The organism is Neisseria sp. P0006.S004 (assembly GCF_051963015.1).
Taxonomy (GTDB): Bacteria; Pseudomonadota; Gammaproteobacteria; order Burkholderiales; family Neisseriaceae; genus Neisseria.
In genome coordinates this window covers 1-17,062 of sequence record NZ_JBQCUS010000002.1, presented here as the reverse complement: position 1 = coordinate 17,062, position 17,062 = coordinate 1, and the positions used below count along the sequence as shown (strand labels likewise).

The 17,062-nt window shown below is 53.7% G+C and carries 15 protein-coding genes; 9 read left to right on the top strand and 6 right to left on the bottom strand.

Annotated elements, in window-relative coordinates; translation table 11 throughout:
* Positions 1 to 21 precede the first annotated feature (21 nt).
* The 4 genes from ACTHR2_RS03060 (at position 22) to glmS (ending at position 4,486) form a co-directional block, all read left to right on the top strand.
* Complete coding sequence (locus ACTHR2_RS03060) at positions 22 to 669, top strand: pyrimidine 5'-nucleotidase (RefSeq protein ID WP_440375345.1); 648 nt, start codon at positions 22 to 24, stop codon at positions 667 to 669.
* 61 nt (positions 670 to 730) lie between these two features.
* Positions 731 to 1,015 carry a membrane lipoprotein lipid attachment site-containing protein gene (locus ACTHR2_RS03055; RefSeq protein ID WP_003686634.1) on the top strand — a complete coding sequence of 95 codons (285 nt, stop codon included), beginning with the start codon at positions 731 to 733 and terminating at the stop codon, positions 1,013 to 1,015.
* A gap of 98 nt (positions 1,016 to 1,113) precedes the next feature.
* Positions 1,114 to 2,487, top strand: coding sequence for a bifunctional UDP-N-acetylglucosamine diphosphorylase/glucosamine-1-phosphate N-acetyltransferase GlmU (gene glmU / locus ACTHR2_RS03050; protein ID WP_049335633.1), 1,374 nt, complete (start codon positions 1,114 to 1,116; stop codon positions 2,485 to 2,487).
* Between the two features lie 160 nt (positions 2,488 to 2,647).
* Positions 2,648 to 4,486, top strand: coding sequence for a glutamine--fructose-6-phosphate transaminase (isomerizing) (gene glmS / locus ACTHR2_RS03045; RefSeq protein WP_263339143.1), 1,839 nt, complete (start codon positions 2,648 to 2,650; stop codon positions 4,484 to 4,486).
* Positions 4,487 to 4,563: 77 nt separating this feature from the next.
* Here glmS and ACTHR2_RS03040 read toward each other — a convergent pair whose 3' ends face one another.
* From ACTHR2_RS03040 to ACTHR2_RS03030, 3 genes are all read right to left on the bottom strand, one after another.
* Positions 4,564 to 4,923, bottom strand: coding sequence for a DUF2628 domain-containing protein (locus ACTHR2_RS03040; RefSeq protein WP_036492509.1), 360 nt, complete (start codon positions 4,921 to 4,923; stop codon positions 4,564 to 4,566).
* A 131-nt stretch (positions 4,924 to 5,054) separates the two neighbouring features.
* Positions 5,055 to 6,353, bottom strand: coding sequence for a M16 family metallopeptidase (locus ACTHR2_RS03035; protein ID WP_440375344.1), 1,299 nt, complete (start codon positions 6,351 to 6,353; stop codon positions 5,055 to 5,057).
* A 58-nt stretch (positions 6,354 to 6,411) separates the two neighbouring features.
* Entirely contained in the window at positions 6,412 to 7,761 is a 1,350-nt protein-coding gene (locus ACTHR2_RS03030) for a M16 family metallopeptidase (protein WP_440375343.1), read from the bottom strand.
* A 195-nt stretch (positions 7,762 to 7,956) separates the two neighbouring features.
* Between ACTHR2_RS03030 and ACTHR2_RS03025 the strand changes: the two genes are divergently transcribed.
* On the top strand, positions 7,957 to 9,135 hold the full coding sequence (locus tag ACTHR2_RS03025; RefSeq protein ID WP_036493913.1) for a phosphoglycerate kinase: 1,179 nt from the start codon (positions 7,957 to 7,959) through the stop codon (positions 9,133 to 9,135).
* Positions 9,136 to 9,230: 95 nt separating this feature from the next.
* On the opposite strand, the gene yccS is transcribed toward ACTHR2_RS03025, so the two are convergent.
* From yccS to ACTHR2_RS03010, 3 genes are all read right to left on the bottom strand, one after another.
* Positions 9,231 to 11,372 (bottom strand): YccS family putative transporter, encoded by a 2,142-nt coding sequence (yccS, locus tag ACTHR2_RS03020; RefSeq protein ID WP_440375342.1) that lies wholly within the window; start codon positions 11,370 to 11,372, stop codon positions 9,231 to 9,233.
* A gap of 165 nt (positions 11,373 to 11,537) precedes the next feature.
* Positions 11,538 to 12,767: a PilT/PilU family type 4a pilus ATPase gene (locus ACTHR2_RS03015; RefSeq protein ID WP_049333157.1), complete on the bottom strand. Its 1,230-nt coding sequence runs from the start codon at positions 12,765 to 12,767 to the stop codon at positions 11,538 to 11,540.
* Positions 12,768 to 12,853: 86 nt separating this feature from the next.
* The gene (locus ACTHR2_RS03010; RefSeq protein ID WP_004519239.1) at positions 12,854 to 13,900 is read right to left on the bottom strand and encodes a type IV pilus twitching motility protein PilT; all 1,047 of its coding nucleotides are present in this window, start codon (positions 13,898 to 13,900) and stop codon (positions 12,854 to 12,856) included.
* A 117-nt stretch (positions 13,901 to 14,017) separates the two neighbouring features.
* Here ACTHR2_RS03010 and ACTHR2_RS03005 point away from each other — a divergent pair, with 117 nt between their 5' ends.
* From ACTHR2_RS03005 to dksA, 4 genes are all read left to right on the top strand, one after another.
* Positions 14,018 to 14,713, top strand: coding sequence for a YggS family pyridoxal phosphate-dependent enzyme (locus ACTHR2_RS03005; protein ID WP_263339119.1), 696 nt, complete (start codon positions 14,018 to 14,020; stop codon positions 14,711 to 14,713).
* 76 nt (positions 14,714 to 14,789) lie between these two features.
* Positions 14,790 to 15,587 (top strand): pyrroline-5-carboxylate reductase, encoded by a 798-nt coding sequence (gene proC / locus ACTHR2_RS03000; RefSeq protein ID WP_263339116.1) that lies wholly within the window; start codon positions 14,790 to 14,792, stop codon positions 15,585 to 15,587.
* A gap of 2 nt (positions 15,588 to 15,589) precedes the next feature.
* Positions 15,590 to 16,147: a YggT family protein gene (locus ACTHR2_RS02995; RefSeq protein ID WP_263339113.1), complete on the top strand. Its 558-nt coding sequence runs from the start codon at positions 15,590 to 15,592 to the stop codon at positions 16,145 to 16,147.
* Positions 16,148 to 16,380: 233 nt separating this feature from the next.
* Positions 16,381 to 16,797: an RNA polymerase-binding protein DksA gene (gene dksA, locus ACTHR2_RS02990; protein ID WP_004519243.1), complete on the top strand. Its 417-nt coding sequence runs from the start codon at positions 16,381 to 16,383 to the stop codon at positions 16,795 to 16,797.
* The last annotated feature ends 265 nt before the right edge of the window (positions 16,798 to 17,062 follow it).

Below are 17,062 nucleotides of genomic sequence, written 5' to 3'. Positions count from 1 at the left end.
ATCTGCATATCAAGGCACGATATGAATCATTCCCCCGTTTGGCTGTTTGACCTCGACAATACTTTGCACAATGCCGAAGCCGGCATTTTCTACATCATCAACCGCGCCATGACCGAATACATGGCAGGTCGTCTGAAGCTTTCCGAAGAGGCCGCCTCCCAACTGCGCCAAGATTATTGGCACCGATACGGCGCGACGCTTGCCGGTTTGCAAATCCATCATCCCGAAGTCGATATCGATGAATTTTTGCGTGAAAGTCACCCCCTTAAGCAAATTTTGGCAAAGGTGGAGGGTATGGATGGAACTGATGACGTTTTAGGCCGTCTGAAAGGGCGAAAAGCCGTATTTTCCAACGGGCCTTCGTTTTATGTCCGCGCATTGGTTGAAGCCTTGGGCTTGGAAGCGCATTTTGACGGCTTGTTCGGCACGGACGACTTCGGCCTGCTCTACAAACCCAATCCGCAAGCCTATCTCAACGTCTGCCGCCTGTTGGGCATCAAACCCGAACAGTGCATTATGGTGGACGACAGCGCCGACAATCTGCACCAAGCCAAAGCCTTGGGCATGAAGACCGTTTGGTACGGCGAAAAAGCCCATCCGCTGCCATTTGCCGATGGCATAGCGAAAGATATGCAGGGTTTGCTTGAATTTTGCACAAAACTGCCGTGAAGTTTTGAAAAAACAAGTACAATACACGGTATTGCCGACATTTAAAAACAAGGACAACATCATGCGTAAACTCGCTTTAATTCTGACCGCCGCCGCCGTTTTGGCCGGTTGCTCTTGGGAAACCTACACCAACGAATCCGGCCGTACCGCCGTACGCCAAAAATATGCTACCGGCACACCTATCGTTTATCAGGACGGTACTTATTCTAAAAACATGAATTACAACCAGTTCCGCCCAGAGCGCCGCGCCGTCCAATCCAATCAAGCGGATCATGCTGAACACGGCGAACGCGGCCAGCACTGGCAAAAACCGCAATTTGCCAACCAACAGCCAGCAACCGAATAACAATATTCCCAAGGCCGTCTGAAGCGGAGTGAAAAACAATCAACACTTGTTGCCACACTTTTCAGACGTCCTCAAACAACGACAACGGAAACCGTATCATGGCTCAGACAGCTTTAAATATCGTTATCCTTGCCGCCGGCAAAGGCACGCGCATGTACTCCAAAATGCCCAAAGTGCTGCACCGCATCGGCGGCCTTCCCATGGTTGAGCGCGTTATCGATACCGCCGCCTCCCTGAATCCCCAAAACATCTGCGTCGTCATCGGCCACGGCAAAGAGCAGGTCTTGGACACCGTCAAACGCGATGTCGTTTGGGTTGAACAAACCGAACAGCTTGGTACCGGCCACGCCGTCAAAACCGCCCTGCCGCACCTGTCTGCCGAAGGCCGCACGCTGGTGTTGTACGGCGACGTTCCCCTGATTGACGCAGCCACCCTCGAAACCCTGCTCGAAGCCGCAGGCGACGAAGTCGGCCTGTTGACCGACGTGCCCAACGACCCGACAGGTTTGGGCCGCATCATCCGCGACAGCAACGGCAGCGTAACCGCCATTGTCGAAGAAAAAGACGCCGATGCCGCCCAAAAAGCCGTGAAAGAAATCAATACCGGCATTTTGGTTCTGCCCAACGCCAAACTCGAAGCTTGGTTGAACAGCCTTTCCAGCAACAATGCCCAAGGCGAATACTATCTGACCGACCTCATCGCCAAAGCCGTTGCCGACGGCATCAAAGTTCATCCCGTCCAAGTCCGCGCTTCCCATCTGGCCGCCGGCGTGAACAACAAACTCCAACTGGCCGAACTCGAGCGTATTTTCCAAACCGAGCAGGCGCAAGAATTGCTCAAAGCAGGCGTAACCCTGCGCGATCCGGCACGTTTCGATTTACGAGGCCGTCTGAAACACGGACAAGATGTCGTGATTGACGTCAACGTCGTCATCGAAGGCGAAGTCGAACTCGGTGACAACGTCGAAATCGGTGCCAATTGCGTGATCAAAAACGCCAAAATCGGTGCCAACACCAAAATCGCCCCATTCTCCCATTTTGAAGGTTGCGAAGTCGGCGAAAACAACCAAATCGGCCCATACGCCCGTTTGCGTCCGCAAGCCAAACTTGCCGACGACGTACACATCGGCAACTTCGTCGAAGTCAAAAACGCTACCATCGGCAACGGCACCAAAGCCAACCACCTCACCTACATCGGCGATGCCGAAATCGGCAGCAAAACCAACTTCGGCGCCGGCACGATTATTGCCAACTACGACGGCGTGAACAAACACAAAACCGTCATCGGCGACGAAGTGCGCATCGGTTCAAACTGCGTACTGGTTGCCCCCGTTACCCTAGGCAACAAAGTAACGACAGGCGCGGGCAGCGCGATTACCCGCAACTGCGAAGACGGCAAACTCGTTCTCGCCCGTTCGCGCCAAACCGTCATCGAAGGCTGGGTGCGTCCGGAAAAAGGCGATAAGAAGTAAAGCCGGCCTTTTATTTACTTTCAGACGGCCTTGAGAAACAACAGGCCGTCTGAAACCTAGATTTGCCGTTTAATGAATATAAAACGGCGTTTTCCGACTGCCGCTTTCGGGAGCCGGAGCAGCAGTCATTTTCTCAAACTTTTGATACTAAGGAACTTATATGTGCGGTATCGTAGGTGCTATTCGCGCCAATCACAATGTAGTCGATTTTCTGACCGACGGTCTCAAACGCCTTGAATACCGAGGCTATGATTCGTCGGGTATCGCCGTCAACATGGACGGCAAAATCAAACGCGTCCGCCGTGTCGGCCGTGTGCAGCTGATGGAAGATGCAGCACGCGAAAAAGGCGTGTTCGGCCATATCGGCATCGGCCATACCCGTTGGGCAACCCACGGCGGTGTAACCGAGCCTAATGCCCACCCCCACATTTCCGGCGGCATGATTGCGGTTGTCCACAACGGCATCATCGAAAACTTTGAAGCCGAACGCGAACGCCTGAAAGCGTTGGGTTACACCTTCGAATCGCAAACCGATACCGAAGTCATTGCCCACAGCGTCAACCACGAATACACGCAAAACGGTGGCAAACTGTTTGAAGCCGTCCAAGCTGCGACTGCCCGTTTCCACGGCGCATACGCGATTGCCGTTATCGCACAAGACAACCCTGAACAAATGGTTGTTGCGCGCATGGGCTGCCCGTTGTTGGTGGCCTTGGGTGACCAAGAAACCTTTATCGCTTCCGACGTATCTGCCGTGATCGCTTTTACCCGCCGCATTGCTTACTTGGAAGACGGCGACATCGCCCTGCTGAACGCAAACGGCATCGAAAAACTGCTCGACAAAACCGGTGCGCAAACCGAACGCGCGATTAAAGTGTCCGAATTGTCTTTGGCTTCTTTGGAGTTGGGCCCATACAGCCACTTCATGCAAAAAGAAATCCACGAACAACCCCGCGCCATCGCCGATACTGCCGAAGTCTTCTTGGACGGCGGTTTTGAGCCTGAAAACTTTGGCGCGAATGCACGCGAAGTGTTCGATGATATCCACAGCATCAAAATCCTTGCCTGCGGTACGTCCTACTATGCCGCGTTGACCGCCAAATATTGGCTCGAATCCATCGCCAAAGTGCCGACCGACGTCGAAATCGCCAGCGAATACCGCTACCGCGACGTGATTGCCGATCCGAAACAACTGGTCATCACCATTTCCCAATCCGGCGAAACTTTGGACACCATGGAAGCCCTGAAATACGCGCAATCCTTGGGACACAAACACAGCCTGTCTATTTGTAACGTGATGGAATCCGCCCTGCCGCGCGAAAGCGAGTTGGTACTGTACACACGCGCCGGCGCAGAAATTGGCGTTGCCTCTACCAAAGCGTTCACGACCCAACTGGTTGTCCTGTTCGGCCTGGCCGTTACCTTAGGCAAACAGCGCGGCCTGGTTTCTGACGAACAAGCGCGTGAATACGTTGAAGAATTGCGCCAACTGCCGGGCAGCATTCAGCACGCTCTCAATCTGGAGCCGCAAATCGCCGCTTGGGCGCAAAAATTTGCCAAGAAAACCAGCGCACTCTTCCTCGGCCGCGGCATCCACTTCCCAATCGCCCTCGAAGGCGCATTGAAGCTGAAAGAGATTACCTATATCCACGCCGAAGCTTATCCTGCGGGTGAGTTGAAACACGGTCCGTTGGCCTTGGTGGACGAGAACATGCCTGTTGTCGTGATTGCCCCGAACGACAGCCTGTTGGACAAAGTAAAAGCTAATATGCAGGAAGTCGGCGCACGCGGCGGCGAACTGTTTGTCTTCGCCGACCTCGACAGCAACTTCAACGCCACCGAAGGCGTGCACGTTATCCGCGCCCCACGCCACGTCGGCGTACTCTCACCGATTGTGCACACTATCCCTGTGCAGCTCCTGTCTTACCACGCCGCCCTTGCACGCGGTACAGACGTGGACAAACCGCGCAACTTGGCTAAATCGGTAACGGTTGAATAAGTAATTGACCGGTTAAAAAAGGCCGTCTGAAACCTTGAATCAGGTTTCAGACGGCCTTTATGTTTTAAGAATCCGATTTATTTTTCGTATTCGGAAATGTATTGTGCGACAGCAGCTTCCGGATTATTGGCCTGAATGATTTTAGGTGCTTCTTGATAGCCGCGTTTTTTTAGATTTCCTTCACGCAATTTGTTGCCTTGTAAGCCAAGTACAATGCCTACACCGAAGCCAAGTGCGCTGACAAGGCTTCCCATGGCCGGATTGTCACCGGCGATTAAATTCAAAATTATAAATACAACAAAGATTCCGATACCCAAACCCCATATTTTTTTCACGCATGCCCAGATGCCGCCAAAGAAAAATGCAGGCCAAGACCAACCTTGTTTGACAGCTTCATATTGACCTGTCGGATTTTTGAATATTTTGTAAGTTTTCATAAAATATATTCCTTTTACGATCAAAAATTGAAAAAACAAGTGATTGTATCACAATAACATAAATAATTTGGATAATTAGGAAAACAGGCCGTCTGAAAAATCTTTCAGACGGCCTGTTGTTTTAAAGCGTTTTATTCTGCACCGACAACGACGGTGTTGAGGTCTTTGAATTTGACGCGGCGTTGCCATGCGTCGCGGACTTGTTCGACGGTCAGGCTGTTGATGGCTTTGGGGTAGGCTTCCAAGTAGTCGTTGGGCAGGTCGTAGAGGCCGATCAGGCTCAGGTAGTTGAGCAGCTTGTCGTTGGAGTCGTAGCGCAGGGGAAAGCCGCCGACGATGTTGGCTTTGGCCTGTTTCAGCTCGGCTTCGTTCGGGCCTTCGGCGATAAACTGTTCGATGACGGCTTGGGTGTCTGCCAGTGAGGCTTTGGTGTTTTTCTTTTGGGTGGAGTAGGAAACGGCAAACGTGCCTTCTTCTGTCGCCGGGGCGAGGCTGCTGTATACGCCGTAGGTGTAGCCGTGTTGGTCGCGCAAAACTTTCATGAGGCGGCTGTCGAAACCACCGCCGCCGAGGATGTAGTTGCCGGCAACGAGGGCATAGTAGTCGGGGTCGTGGCGTTTGATGAGGGAGGTGCCGAGCAGGATTTGTGCCTGTGTGCCGGCAAAGGGGATGTCGCGGCGTTGGGCGGTTTGTTTAGGAACGGGCGGGATGGCGTGGGTTGCAGTGGCTTTGGCCGGCAGGTCTTTGAGGACGCGTTCGACCAGTTGCTCTGCCTGTTTGCGGTTGAGGTCGCCAACGATGGCGACAATGGCGTTGTCTTTGCCGTAGTGGGTGCGGTGGAAGGCGCGGATGTCGTCCAGACTAACTTGTTTGAGGCTGTCAACGGTTATGTTTGCGCCGCTACCGTAGGGGTGGTTCGGGTAGATGAGTTTAGTCAGTTCGCGCGTGGCGGTGTAGTCGGGGGTGGTTTCCTGTTGTTGCAAGCCGGTGATGGATTGGGTTTGACGGCGGCGGAAAACGGCTTCATCAAAGCGCGGACGGGTCAGCGAGTGGTTGAGCAAGTTGGCGGCTTTGTCGCGGATGTCGGCTTTGCTGAGGCTGCGGAAGCCTGCGGACGCGCTCTCGGCATTGCTGTCGCTGCTGATGTGCGCGCCGATGTTGTCGGCTTCGGCATTAAAGGCTTCTTCGTCCAGTTCTTGGGTGCCGTCGGTCAGAAGGGCGGCGGTAAATTCGGCAACTTGGCTTTTGCCGTCCGGATTGGCGACGCTGCCTGCGCCCTTGAAGCTGACTTCAAGGTCGATGATGGGGTTTTCGTGGCGTTCGACAAGGAGGATTTGGGTGCCGTCGTGGTTGCGCCAGCGCTGGATGTCGGTGGCGGCTTGGACGCTTAAGGGCAGGAGTAGGGCAAGGGCGAGCAGGGTGGGTTTCATGTTGTGGCTTTCTGTTAAGGCCGTCTGAAAGGGTATGGGCTTTCAGACGGCCTGATGTTTATCGGCGTTTGGCAGCTTTTTTGCTTGGCGCGGCAGCAGGTTTTTGCGGCTCGATGATGACGGTGCTCATGCGATCGTCGGTCAACATCTGGGCGGCGGCCTGTACTTCTTGCGCGCTGACTGCCTGCAAGCGGCGGTGGATTTCTTGTTCGTCGGTATATTGGAAACCGCGCGCTTCGAGGCGGCCCATCATGGAGGCTTGGGAAGACATGGAGTCTTTGGCGTAGATTTCGCTGACCGCTGCCTGGGTTTTGACGCGCTGCAATTCTTCTTCGGAAACGCCGTTGTCGGCAATGTCTTTGATTTCTTGGCGCAGCTGGGCAATCAGAGTATCGGTTTTCACGCCTTCGGCAGGCATAGCCATGACGCTGAACAGCGGCATTTCACGGCTGATGATGTCGTAATGCGTTCCTGCGTTCAATGCGGTTTGCTTGCCGCGCACGAGGTTTTTATCAAAACGGCTGGACGCGTTGCCTGCCAAAATATCGGAGAGGATGTCGAGGGCGAAAGGCATCGTGTCATCGAGTTTTTGGAGTTTCGGCACACGGAAGTTGATGGCAATCAGCGGCTGGTGTGTAACCGGAGAAGTGGCTTTGACTGTAACAGGCTTGCGCAAATAGGGTTCGGTATGGAGCTTGTTGCGCGGCGGCTGGGCTTTGGCCGGAATATCGCCAAAGAGTTTGGCGGCCGTCTGAAGCGTTTGTTTGGCATCGACATCGCCGACAATGACCAATACGGCATTGTTGGGCGCGTAATATTGTTTGTACCACGCGCGAAGGTCGTCGGCTTTTAGCGTGTGCAAATCTTTCATGTAGCCGATGACGGAGGCGCGCATCGACGGTTGGGTAAAGGCGGCAAGATAGGCTTGTTCCCACATTTTGCCGTCGGCCGTGTCTTCCGTGCGCTGGCGGCGTTCTTCACGGATGACGTTCATCTCGTTGAGGAATTCTTTGTCGCTGAAGTTGAGGTTGTGCATGCGGTCTGCCTCGAGCTTCAGAATCTCGGGCAGGTTGGCGGCGGCGACGTTTTCGTAATACACCGTTTCATTTCGGTTGGTATAGGCATTGTTTTGCCCGCCCAGCTCGGATACGCGGCGGTTGAACTCGCCGGAGGGAACGTCTTTCGTGCCTTTAAACATCATGTGTTCCAAAGCGTGGCTCAGGCCGCTTTTGCCCGGTTTTTCATCCACGCTGCCGATTTTGTACCAAATCTGCGAAACGGCCACAGGTGCGCGATGGTCTTCTTTGACGATGATTTTCAGACCGTTGGGCAGGGTTTCAGAAAGCGTCTGCGCCCATGAGGCGGCAGGCAGCGTGAAGGCAAGCATTAAAGCAATTCGGCGTAACATGGTTCAATCCGTAAAATGAAAATCAATCGCCAAAGTATAGCGGAAAATCTGCAAAGATAGGCCGAATGTTTCAGACGGCCTGCGGCCTTATCTGCTGATTCACATCAAGCGTGGCCGTTGCCAATCTTTACCGTCGCGCCTCATTCGCGGATAATCCCAAACATTCCCGTTTCCAACCATCACAAAGGAATCATCATGGCATTTTTGAAACTGACCGAACAAAATGTTCAAGGCAAAACCGTTCTGATCCGCGCCGATATGAACGTACCGTTTAAAGACGGCAACATCAGCGACGACACCCGTATCCGCGCTTCGCTCGCATCCATTAAATACTGCTTGGACAACGGCGCGTCTGTGATCGTGATGACCCACCTCGGCCGTCCGACCGAAGGCGAATTCCATCCTGAAGACGATGTGGCGCCTGTTGCCGCGCATTTGGGCAAACTGTTGGGCAAAGACGTGAAAGTATTGAACGACTGGCGTGAAAACAAACCGACTTTGAACGCCGGTGATGTCGTGATGCTGCAAAACGTGCGCATCAACAAAGGCGAGAAGAAAAACGACTTGGAGCTGGGCAAAGCCTACGCTTCTTTGTGCGACGTGTTCGTCAACGACGCATTCGGTACCGCCCACCGCGCCCAAGCTTCGACTGAAGCCGTTGCCCAAGCCGCACCGGTTGCCTGCGCCGGCGTGTTGATGGCGGGCGAACTCGATGCTTTGGGCAAAGCCCTGAAACAACCGGCTCATCCGATGGTTGCCATCGTTGCCGGCAGTAAAGTGTCCACCAAACTGACCATCCTCGAATCTTTGGCCGATAAAGTCGACCAACTCATCGTCGGCGGCGGCATTGCCAATACCTTCCTGTTGGCAGAAGGCAAAGCCATCGGCAAATCTTTGGCCGAACACGATTTGGTGGAAGAATCCAAAAAAATCATGGCGAAAATGGCGGCCAAAGGTGGCTCTGTTCCGTTGCCGACCGATGTAGTTGTCGCTAAAGCCTTTGCCGCCGATGCGGAAGCTGTGGTGAAAGACATTGCCGACGTTGCCGAAGACGACATGATTCTGGACATCGGCCCGAAATCTGCCGCTGCTTTGGCCGAGTTGCTCAAAGCTGCCGGTACGGTCGTATGGAACGGCCCGGTCGGCGTATTTGAATTTGACCAATTTGCCGGCGGTACCAAAGTATTGGCCGAAGCGATTGCCCAAAGCGATGCGTTCTCGATTGCCGGCGGCGGCGACACTTTGGCGGCGATTGCCAAATTCGGCGTAACCGATCAAATCAGCTACATCTCTACCGGCGGCGGCGCGTTCCTTGAGTTCTTGGAAGGCAAAGAGTTGCCTGCCGTTGCTGCTTTGGAAAAACGCGGCGCATAATCGGTTTTAATTTCGATGGCTGAATAAAGGCCGTCTGAAATCTGGAAATCAGGTTTCAGACGGCCTTATTTATTTTATTGAAATGTGTTATCGGTTTAGGCGGTTTGCGTATCCGACTGTCTGTGCAATGCCTGATAACACGGTGCAAGCTGGCGGATGATGAGGTCGAGCTGGTGTTTGAGGATTTGGTTTTGTTGGGACTGCTCTTTGTCGGTCTGTTCCAAATCGGCAAACTCCTGTCGGATGGCTTCGATGCTTGCATCGAAGGTGGTCGGTTCGGTCTGCGGCATTTGTTTGAGGAGTTCGGCGATGTGGTGGGTCAGGCGGGCATATGGGGCGAAGGTATCGCTGCCGTCGTGATGAACCTGGTCGCGGTATGCGCCGAGCGCGGAAATGTGGCCGGTCAGCGCATAGCTGGTTTTGAGCAGGGTAAAGCCGTCTTGCAGGCGGTTTTGGTATTTTTTCGGGTTGCTGCTCATGTCGGATAAGGTGCTGCTGAGGGCGGCGGTGCTTTCGTGGGCTTGGCGGCGGGTGAGGCGGTAGTCGAAATCGTCGCGGCTGCCGTTTTGCAGCTGGTCGAGGATGGCGTCGAGATAGCGGCCGTTGGCAGTGATGGTCTGGGCGGCGGTGTGGCTGAGGGTGAGGTAACGCCAATCAGGCCAGAGGTAGGTGGCGGCGGCCCATGCGATAACGGAACCGACGATGGTGTCGATGATGCGGATGGGCATGGCGTGGTACACGTCCAAACCGGCAAGCGAAAGGCTGGTCAGGGCTTGGATGGTGATGAAAAAGGTGGAGAAGCTGTATTTGTAGCTTCGGGTCATGAAGAACAGGGTGGTGCTGGCGATGACAATCCAAAGCTTGGTTTCAACAGACGGGGTGAAGTAGGGGACGAGCGAACCGACAATCACGCCGAGAATCGTGCCGGCGATACGTTGGTACACGCGGCTTTTGGTGGCGGTGTAGTTGGGCTGGCAGACGAAAAGGGCGGTCAGCAGAATCCAGTAGCCGAGGTTGAGATGAAGGATTTCGACAATGATGCAGGCCGCGGCCACGACGATGGAGAGGCGGGTGGCATGGCGGAAGACGCCGGATTCGAAATTGAGCTGGCTGAGGACGGTTTCGCCGATATTGCGGAACTTGGTATTTTCAAGGGCGGCGATGCGGGTGTTGGCGTTGTCGTTTTCGGCAAGGGACGCATCGTTTTGCAGTTGCCGCAGTTGGTAATCGACGCTGCTGAGATTGTCGAGCAGACGGCGGATATTGTGAAGGTTGGCATTATCGGCATGGGTCTCGGCAAAATGGCTGAGGGATTGGCGGCAGCCTTCCATGGCGCGGCCGAGGCGTTTGCTGTATGCGTAGGGTTTGTTGTTGCGCAGGGAGGAGGCAACGTTGCGGCACGCCTGGCCTTGCATTTCGAGCAGGCGGCGGATGCGGAAGATGAGGTCGGTATTTTTGAGCTGTTCGGCCATTTCGCTGTAATCGACGTGGGCGGAGCTGATGCGTTCGTGCATGTCTTGTGCGCAGAGGTAGTAGCGCAGCATTTTGGCGGTACGCGGATGGCGGTGTTGGCCGCGCAACCGGTAGAAAAGTGCGCCGCGGCATTGGTTGAAGGCGGTAATCACGCCGGTGTTGCTCATGGCCAAGTCGATTTGGCGGTTGCCCAACCATGCGGCTTCGTCGGGATCAAAAAAGTCGGCTTTGGCATCGAAGTAGTTGCTGAGTGCGTCGTAGGCGTTGGCAACGGTTTCTTGGACGGGGCGGTGGGGCAGGATGATTTGGAAGATCAGGGTATTGACGCTGTATAGGACAGTGCCCAACAGAATCATGACAGGGTTGGTCAGCCAGTAGGTCTCGGGGGTGTAGGTCAGCGTGGTGTAGGTGGCGACGGCAAGCGCACCGAAAGCGAAGGTGCGGTATTTGAGGCCGATGGTGCCGAGGATGGTGAAGCCGAAAGTCATCATGGTCATGGCCAAGATGAAGGGAACGCCTGTGCCGATGGTGCTTTGGGCAAGCAGCGAGGAGAGGGTGAACAGGGCAACGGTGATGATGATGTTTTTCAGACGGCCTGTGAGGCGGTTGTCCAAATCGACCAAACCGCCGGCAATAATGCCGAGTACGAAGGGCATAACCAGTTTGGGCGTGTCGAAGTGCCAAACGAGGGTGGCGGCGATGAATACGCTGGCGAAGACGGGCAGGGAGGCAATGATCAGAGGTTTGAGCGGCGGAGTGTTCATGATGGTGTTGTTTATTATTCGTTATGAGGTGAATGATTCGATTTTAACAGGATTTTCAGTCGGTTTCAGAATGTTTGAAATAGGATAAGGCCGTCTGAACGGATACGGGGAAATACTTGATTTCGTTTCCACATCCGTTCAGACGGCCTTGTTTGGCTTGCGCCATTAGGTCATCAGGTTGAGGTCGCTGATGCGGTCGTAGAGGCGTTCGGTATTGTTGCCCTCGTCGTGCATTTGAATGCGCAGGCGCAAATCGTTGGCGGATACCGCTTGGCGCAGGGCTTCGCTGAGTTCGATTTGGCCTTGTGCGTAGAGGTTGAAGAGGTTTTGGTCGAACGTCTGCATGCCGTTGCTGCCGGAGCGTGCCATCAGGTCACGGATTTCCAGCAATTCGCCTTTGAAAATCAAGTCCTGCATGGCCGGAGTGTTGAGCAGGAGGTCGGTAACGGCCGTGCGTTGGCGGTTTTTCTTGATGGTGAGGCGTTGGCCGATGATGCCGACAAGGTTTAACGCCAAATCCATCAAAACTTGTTGGCGGCGGTCTTCCGGATAGAAGTTGATGATGCGCTCAATGGTTTGGGAGGCCGTGCTGGCATGGATGGTGAAAACGCACAGATGGCCGGTTTGAGCCAGTTGAAGGGCGTATTCCATGCTTTCTTCGCTGCGGACTTCTCCGATGCAGACGACATCGGGTGCTTGACGCATGGCGCTTTGAACGGCGGTTTTCCAGTTGTCGGTATCGATGCCGATTTCGCGCTGGGTGAAGATGCTGCGGCAAGGTTTGTAGATAAACTCGATGGGGTCTTCGATGGTAACGATATGGCCGGGCAGCTTTTGGTTGCGGTAGTTGAGCATGGAGGCCATGGTGGTGGACTTACCCGAACCGGTCGGGCCGGCGAGGATCAGCAGGCCGCGCGGTGCGAGTGCAAGCTCTTGGAGCTTTTCGGGTAAGCCGAGGGTCTTCATCTCGGGAATGTCTTGGCTGACGCGGCGCAATACCATGCCGACGCGGCCTTGCTCGTGGTAGGCGTTGACGCGGTAGCGTGTGTTGCTGCGCGATTGGACGGAATAGTTGATTTCCCAGTCGCGGTTGAAGGCTTCGAGCTGGTCGGGGTTCATGGTGGATTCGGCGATGGCGGCGGTGTCCGCGCCGGTCAGCGCTTTGTGGGGCATGGGCGTGAGGGTGCCGCCGACTTTGATGGCAGGAGGAAAGCCTGCGCTGATGAAGATGTCGGATGCGTTGCGTTTTTCGGCCTCTTCACACATACGGTCGAGCAGGGGATGAAGATGCGTGCCGATTTCGGCCGGGGTGGGGATGTGCGGTGCTTGGTTTTTTTGTGAGTAGGCTTGCACCATTTCGCTTAACAGGTCGTGCAGAGGGGCGAGGTCGCTCATGATGATTCTCTTTAAAACGGGTATTCGGTCAGGCTGAAAGGCCGTCTGAAAACGGGATGATGGGGTTCAGACGGCCTGATTATGGTTTAGAAAACAGAGAGGTTTTCGATGTTTTGCGCCTTGCTGCGTGCCAGCTCTGGGCTGATGGTGCCTTGGCGGACAAGGGTTTGCAGGGCTTGATCAAGGGTTTGCATACCGTGGGCCTGACCGGTTTGGAGGGCGGCGTTGATTTGGGCGATTTTGTTCTCGCGGATGAGGTTGCGCACGGCCGGTGTGGAAATCAGGATTTCGTGTGCGGCGACGCGGCCGTTGCCGTCGCGGGTTTTCAGCAGGGTTTGGGAAATGATGGCGCGCAAGGATTCGGACAACATGGAGCGCACGATTTCTTTTTCGCCTGCAGGGAATACGTCGACAATACGGTCGATGGTTTTGGCGGCGCCGGTTGTGTGCAGCGTACCGAAAACCAAGTGGCCGGTCTCGGCGGCGGTCAGGGCGAGGGAGATGGTTTCAGGGTCGCGCATCTCACCGATCAAAATCACGTCTGGGTCTTCGCGCAGGGCGGAACGCAGGGCGTTGGTGAAGCTGTGGGTGTGTTGATGCAGCTCGCGTTGGTTGATGAGCGCCTTTTTGCTTTGGTGGACGAACTCAATCGGGTCTTCGATGGTCAGAATGTGGGCCGGTTGGGTTTCGTTGATGTAGTTGACCATCGCCGCCAGCGTGGTGGATTTACCCGAACCGGTCGGGCCGGTTACCAAGACCAAACCGCGCGGATTTTCGGCAATTTTTTGAAAAATGCGCGGCGCACGCAATTCTTCCAGCGTCAGGACGGTGCTCGGAATGGTACGGAATACGGCGGCCGGGCCGCGTTCGGTCATAAAGGCGTTGACGCGGAAACGGGCAACATTAGGCAGCTCAAATGAGAAATCAACTTCAAAATCCTGTTGATAGAGCTTGCGCTGGTGGTCGTTCATGACCGAGGTAATCATGGTACCGACTTCTTCCGAACTCATCTCGGGCAGGTTGATGCGGCGGATGTCGCCGTGTACGCGTATCATGGGGGAAATGCCCGAACTCAAATGGAGGTCGGAGGCTTTGTTTTTCACGCCGAACGCGAGTAAGTCGGTAATCTGCATAATGTGGCCTTGTTTTGGTTTAGAATAATAAAATCGCTTTATTTTAAATAGATAAATCCGTTCGACCAAGTAAAATTTTCAAAATGCCGAGTGATGAACGGGTTAAAGGAGAAAACCATGTCGGTATTGCAACAAAACTATCAGGATGTATGCCGGGCGGTTGAACAGGCGGCTGAGGCTGCAGGACGGCCTGCGGATGCGGTAAAGCTGGTAGCGGTCAGCAAGACGTTTCCGGCAGACGATATCCGCGAAGTGTATGCGGCCGGTCAGCGCGATTTTGGCGAGAACTATATTCAGGAATGGTTTGAAAAAACGGAAACGCTGGCCGATTTGCCGGATATTGTTTGGCACGTTATCGGCGATGTGCAGTCTAATAAAACCAAATTTGTGGCCGAACGCGCACATTGGGTGCATACGATAGGCCGTCTAAAAACGGCGCGGCGCTTGAGTGAACAAAGGCCATCTGAAATGCCGCCGTTGCAGGTGTGTATTGAAGTGAACATTGCCGCGGAAGAGGCGAAACACGGCGTAGCGCCCGCTGAAGCGGTTGCGCTGGCCCTTGAAGTGGCCAAGTTGCCGAATATTAAAGTGCGCGGATTGATGTGTGTGGCCAAGGCCGACAGCAGCGACGATGAATTGCGCAGCCAGTTTCATACCATGCAGCGGCTGTTGGCTGAGTTGAATGCGGCAGGCGTCGAAGCAGATGTTTTGTCTATGGGTATGTCCGGAGATATGCCAATCGCGGTAGAATGCGGCGCAACCCATGTCCGCATCGGCAGCGCGATTTTCGGCAAGCGGCATTATCCTCAATAAAAGTAATAGGCCGTCTGAACAGGGCAGACAGCAGTTTCAGACGGCCTGATCGATATCACAAAGGAGTGACATATATATGAATATCTATTTTCTCGGCGGCGGCAATATGGCGACTGCCATTGCAGGCGGTTTGGTCAAACAAGACGGCTATCGTGTCCACATTGTCGAACGCGGCGCAGAGAGACGAGCGCAACTGGTTCAAGAATTGGGCGTAGCCGCTTCTGAAAACCTGCCTGAATTGAGTGCGGACGATGTCCTTATTCTCGCCGTCAAACCGCAAGACATGCAGGCAGCCTGTCAAAACATCCGTTTGAATGGTGCGCTGGTGTTGTCCGTAGCGGCTGGTTTGTCCATCGATACCCTCAGCCAGTATCTGGGCGGCACACGCCGTATCGTGCGCATCATGCCCAATACGCCAGCCAAAATCGGTTTGGGCGTATCCGGTATGTTTGCTGATGCGGGTGTTTCAGAAGCCGACCGCACAGCCGCAGACGGCATCATGCGCTCTGTCGGCACAACCGTTTGGCTGAACGAGGAAGAGCAACTCCACAATATTACCGGCATCAGCGGCAGCGGCCCCGCCTATGTTTTCTATCTGTTGGGTGCGCTCCAAAACGCGGCTTTGGCACAAGGTTTCAACGAACAAGACGCACGCGAACTGAGCCTTGCTACATTTAAAGGCGCAGTGGCTTTGGCCGAACAAACCGGCGAAGCATTCGCACAATTACAGCAAAACGTAACTTCCAAAGGCGGCACGACACACGAAGCCATCGAAACCTTCAAAGCCCGTCACGTTGCCGAAGCCATCGAACAGGGCGTAGAAGCCTGCGTCAAACGTTCGCAAGAAATGGCGCAACAATACAAGGCCGTCTGAACATGCGCGGCGACTTGCTCTTATTATTGGCAGACGCTGTTGCCATCCTGTGTATCACACGCTTTTTGCTCCGATACGCAGGATTGGCAGCAGAGCACCCCCTGCTCAAATTCAGCATACAGGCAACAGGCTGGCTTACCAAACCTTGGCAAAAAGCATTTCCATCCGGCGCGAAAACCGATTGGTACTGCCTACCCGCAGGTTTTCTGGTGTACTACCTTGCCTGTACCGCCATTATTTTTATATCGCCGGCGCTGTCCATCAGCAATAAGCTGATTTTGGCAAACTTCTGGTTTGCCGCACTCCATATGCTGAAAGCCGCGGCCTATACATTACTTATCGGTCTGATTATTAGAATGGTGGCCAGCATACAAGGTCGCTATTCGCCGTTGACTTATGCCATCGAACGAATCCTGCAGCCATTGCTCAAACCGTTTTCCTTCTTACGCGTAGGACGATACGATTTTTCAGGCAGTTTGTTGGTGCTCTTATTATGGTTGTGGCTGGCCCGATGGTTTCCCCAACTTATCCAGCAAACCAACCTATGGTTGCTTCAATAGGCCGTCTGAAAGCGCAGCAGGCATTAATAACCAAAAATACAACGTCCTAAAAAGCGCTTTAATATATTTAGGTGTAAGGTAGTGCAAAAAAGTGCAAATCGAAATATAAAGAACAAATGAATAGGTAAAACATGATATGATTCGCCCAATTTCCAAAACGGAAATTTAAGAAAACCCAATAAAAGCAAACCCGTAGCATCTAAATCATTAACAACAAACCGAAAGCAGACACCATGGCAAAGCTGACAGAACAAGATATTTTAAACTGGGATGGTCCTGAAGAGGACTACATGAACAGCGACCAATTGGCCTTCTTCCGCGAACTACTGGTTAAAATGCAAGAAGAACTGATTGAAAATGCAAACACCACTACCGGCCATCTTCAAGAGCACGAATCCGCTCCCGATCCAGCCGACCGAGCTACTCAAGAAGAAGAATACGCTTTAGAACTGCGCACCCGTGATCGCGAGCGTAAACTTCTCAATAAAGTGCAAGCGACTCTCCGCAGTATTGACGAAGGCGATTACGGTTTCTGTGCCGATACCGGCGAACCCATCGGCCTCAAACGCCTGCTGGCACGTCCGACCGCGACATTGTCCGTAGAAGCGCAAGAGCGACGCGAACGAATGAAAAAACAGTTCGCCGACTAAAATATAGATATAGAAACCTCAAAAGGCCGTCTGAAAGAGCATTTCAGACGGCCTTTGTTTTGTATTTTTTGTATGTATGGGGAGTGTAGGAAGTTTGATAGTATTTTTTTAGAAATAAAAACCCTGTTAAAACAGGGTGGTGGTTAAATTTCTAGAAATAATTTTGCGAAAGGTGTTGACTGGTTTTATTTGGGGGCGTATAGTTCGGTTCTTCGCTGCTGACGCGGTGAAGAAAACGAAGCAGACAGTATAACACAGTTAGTTA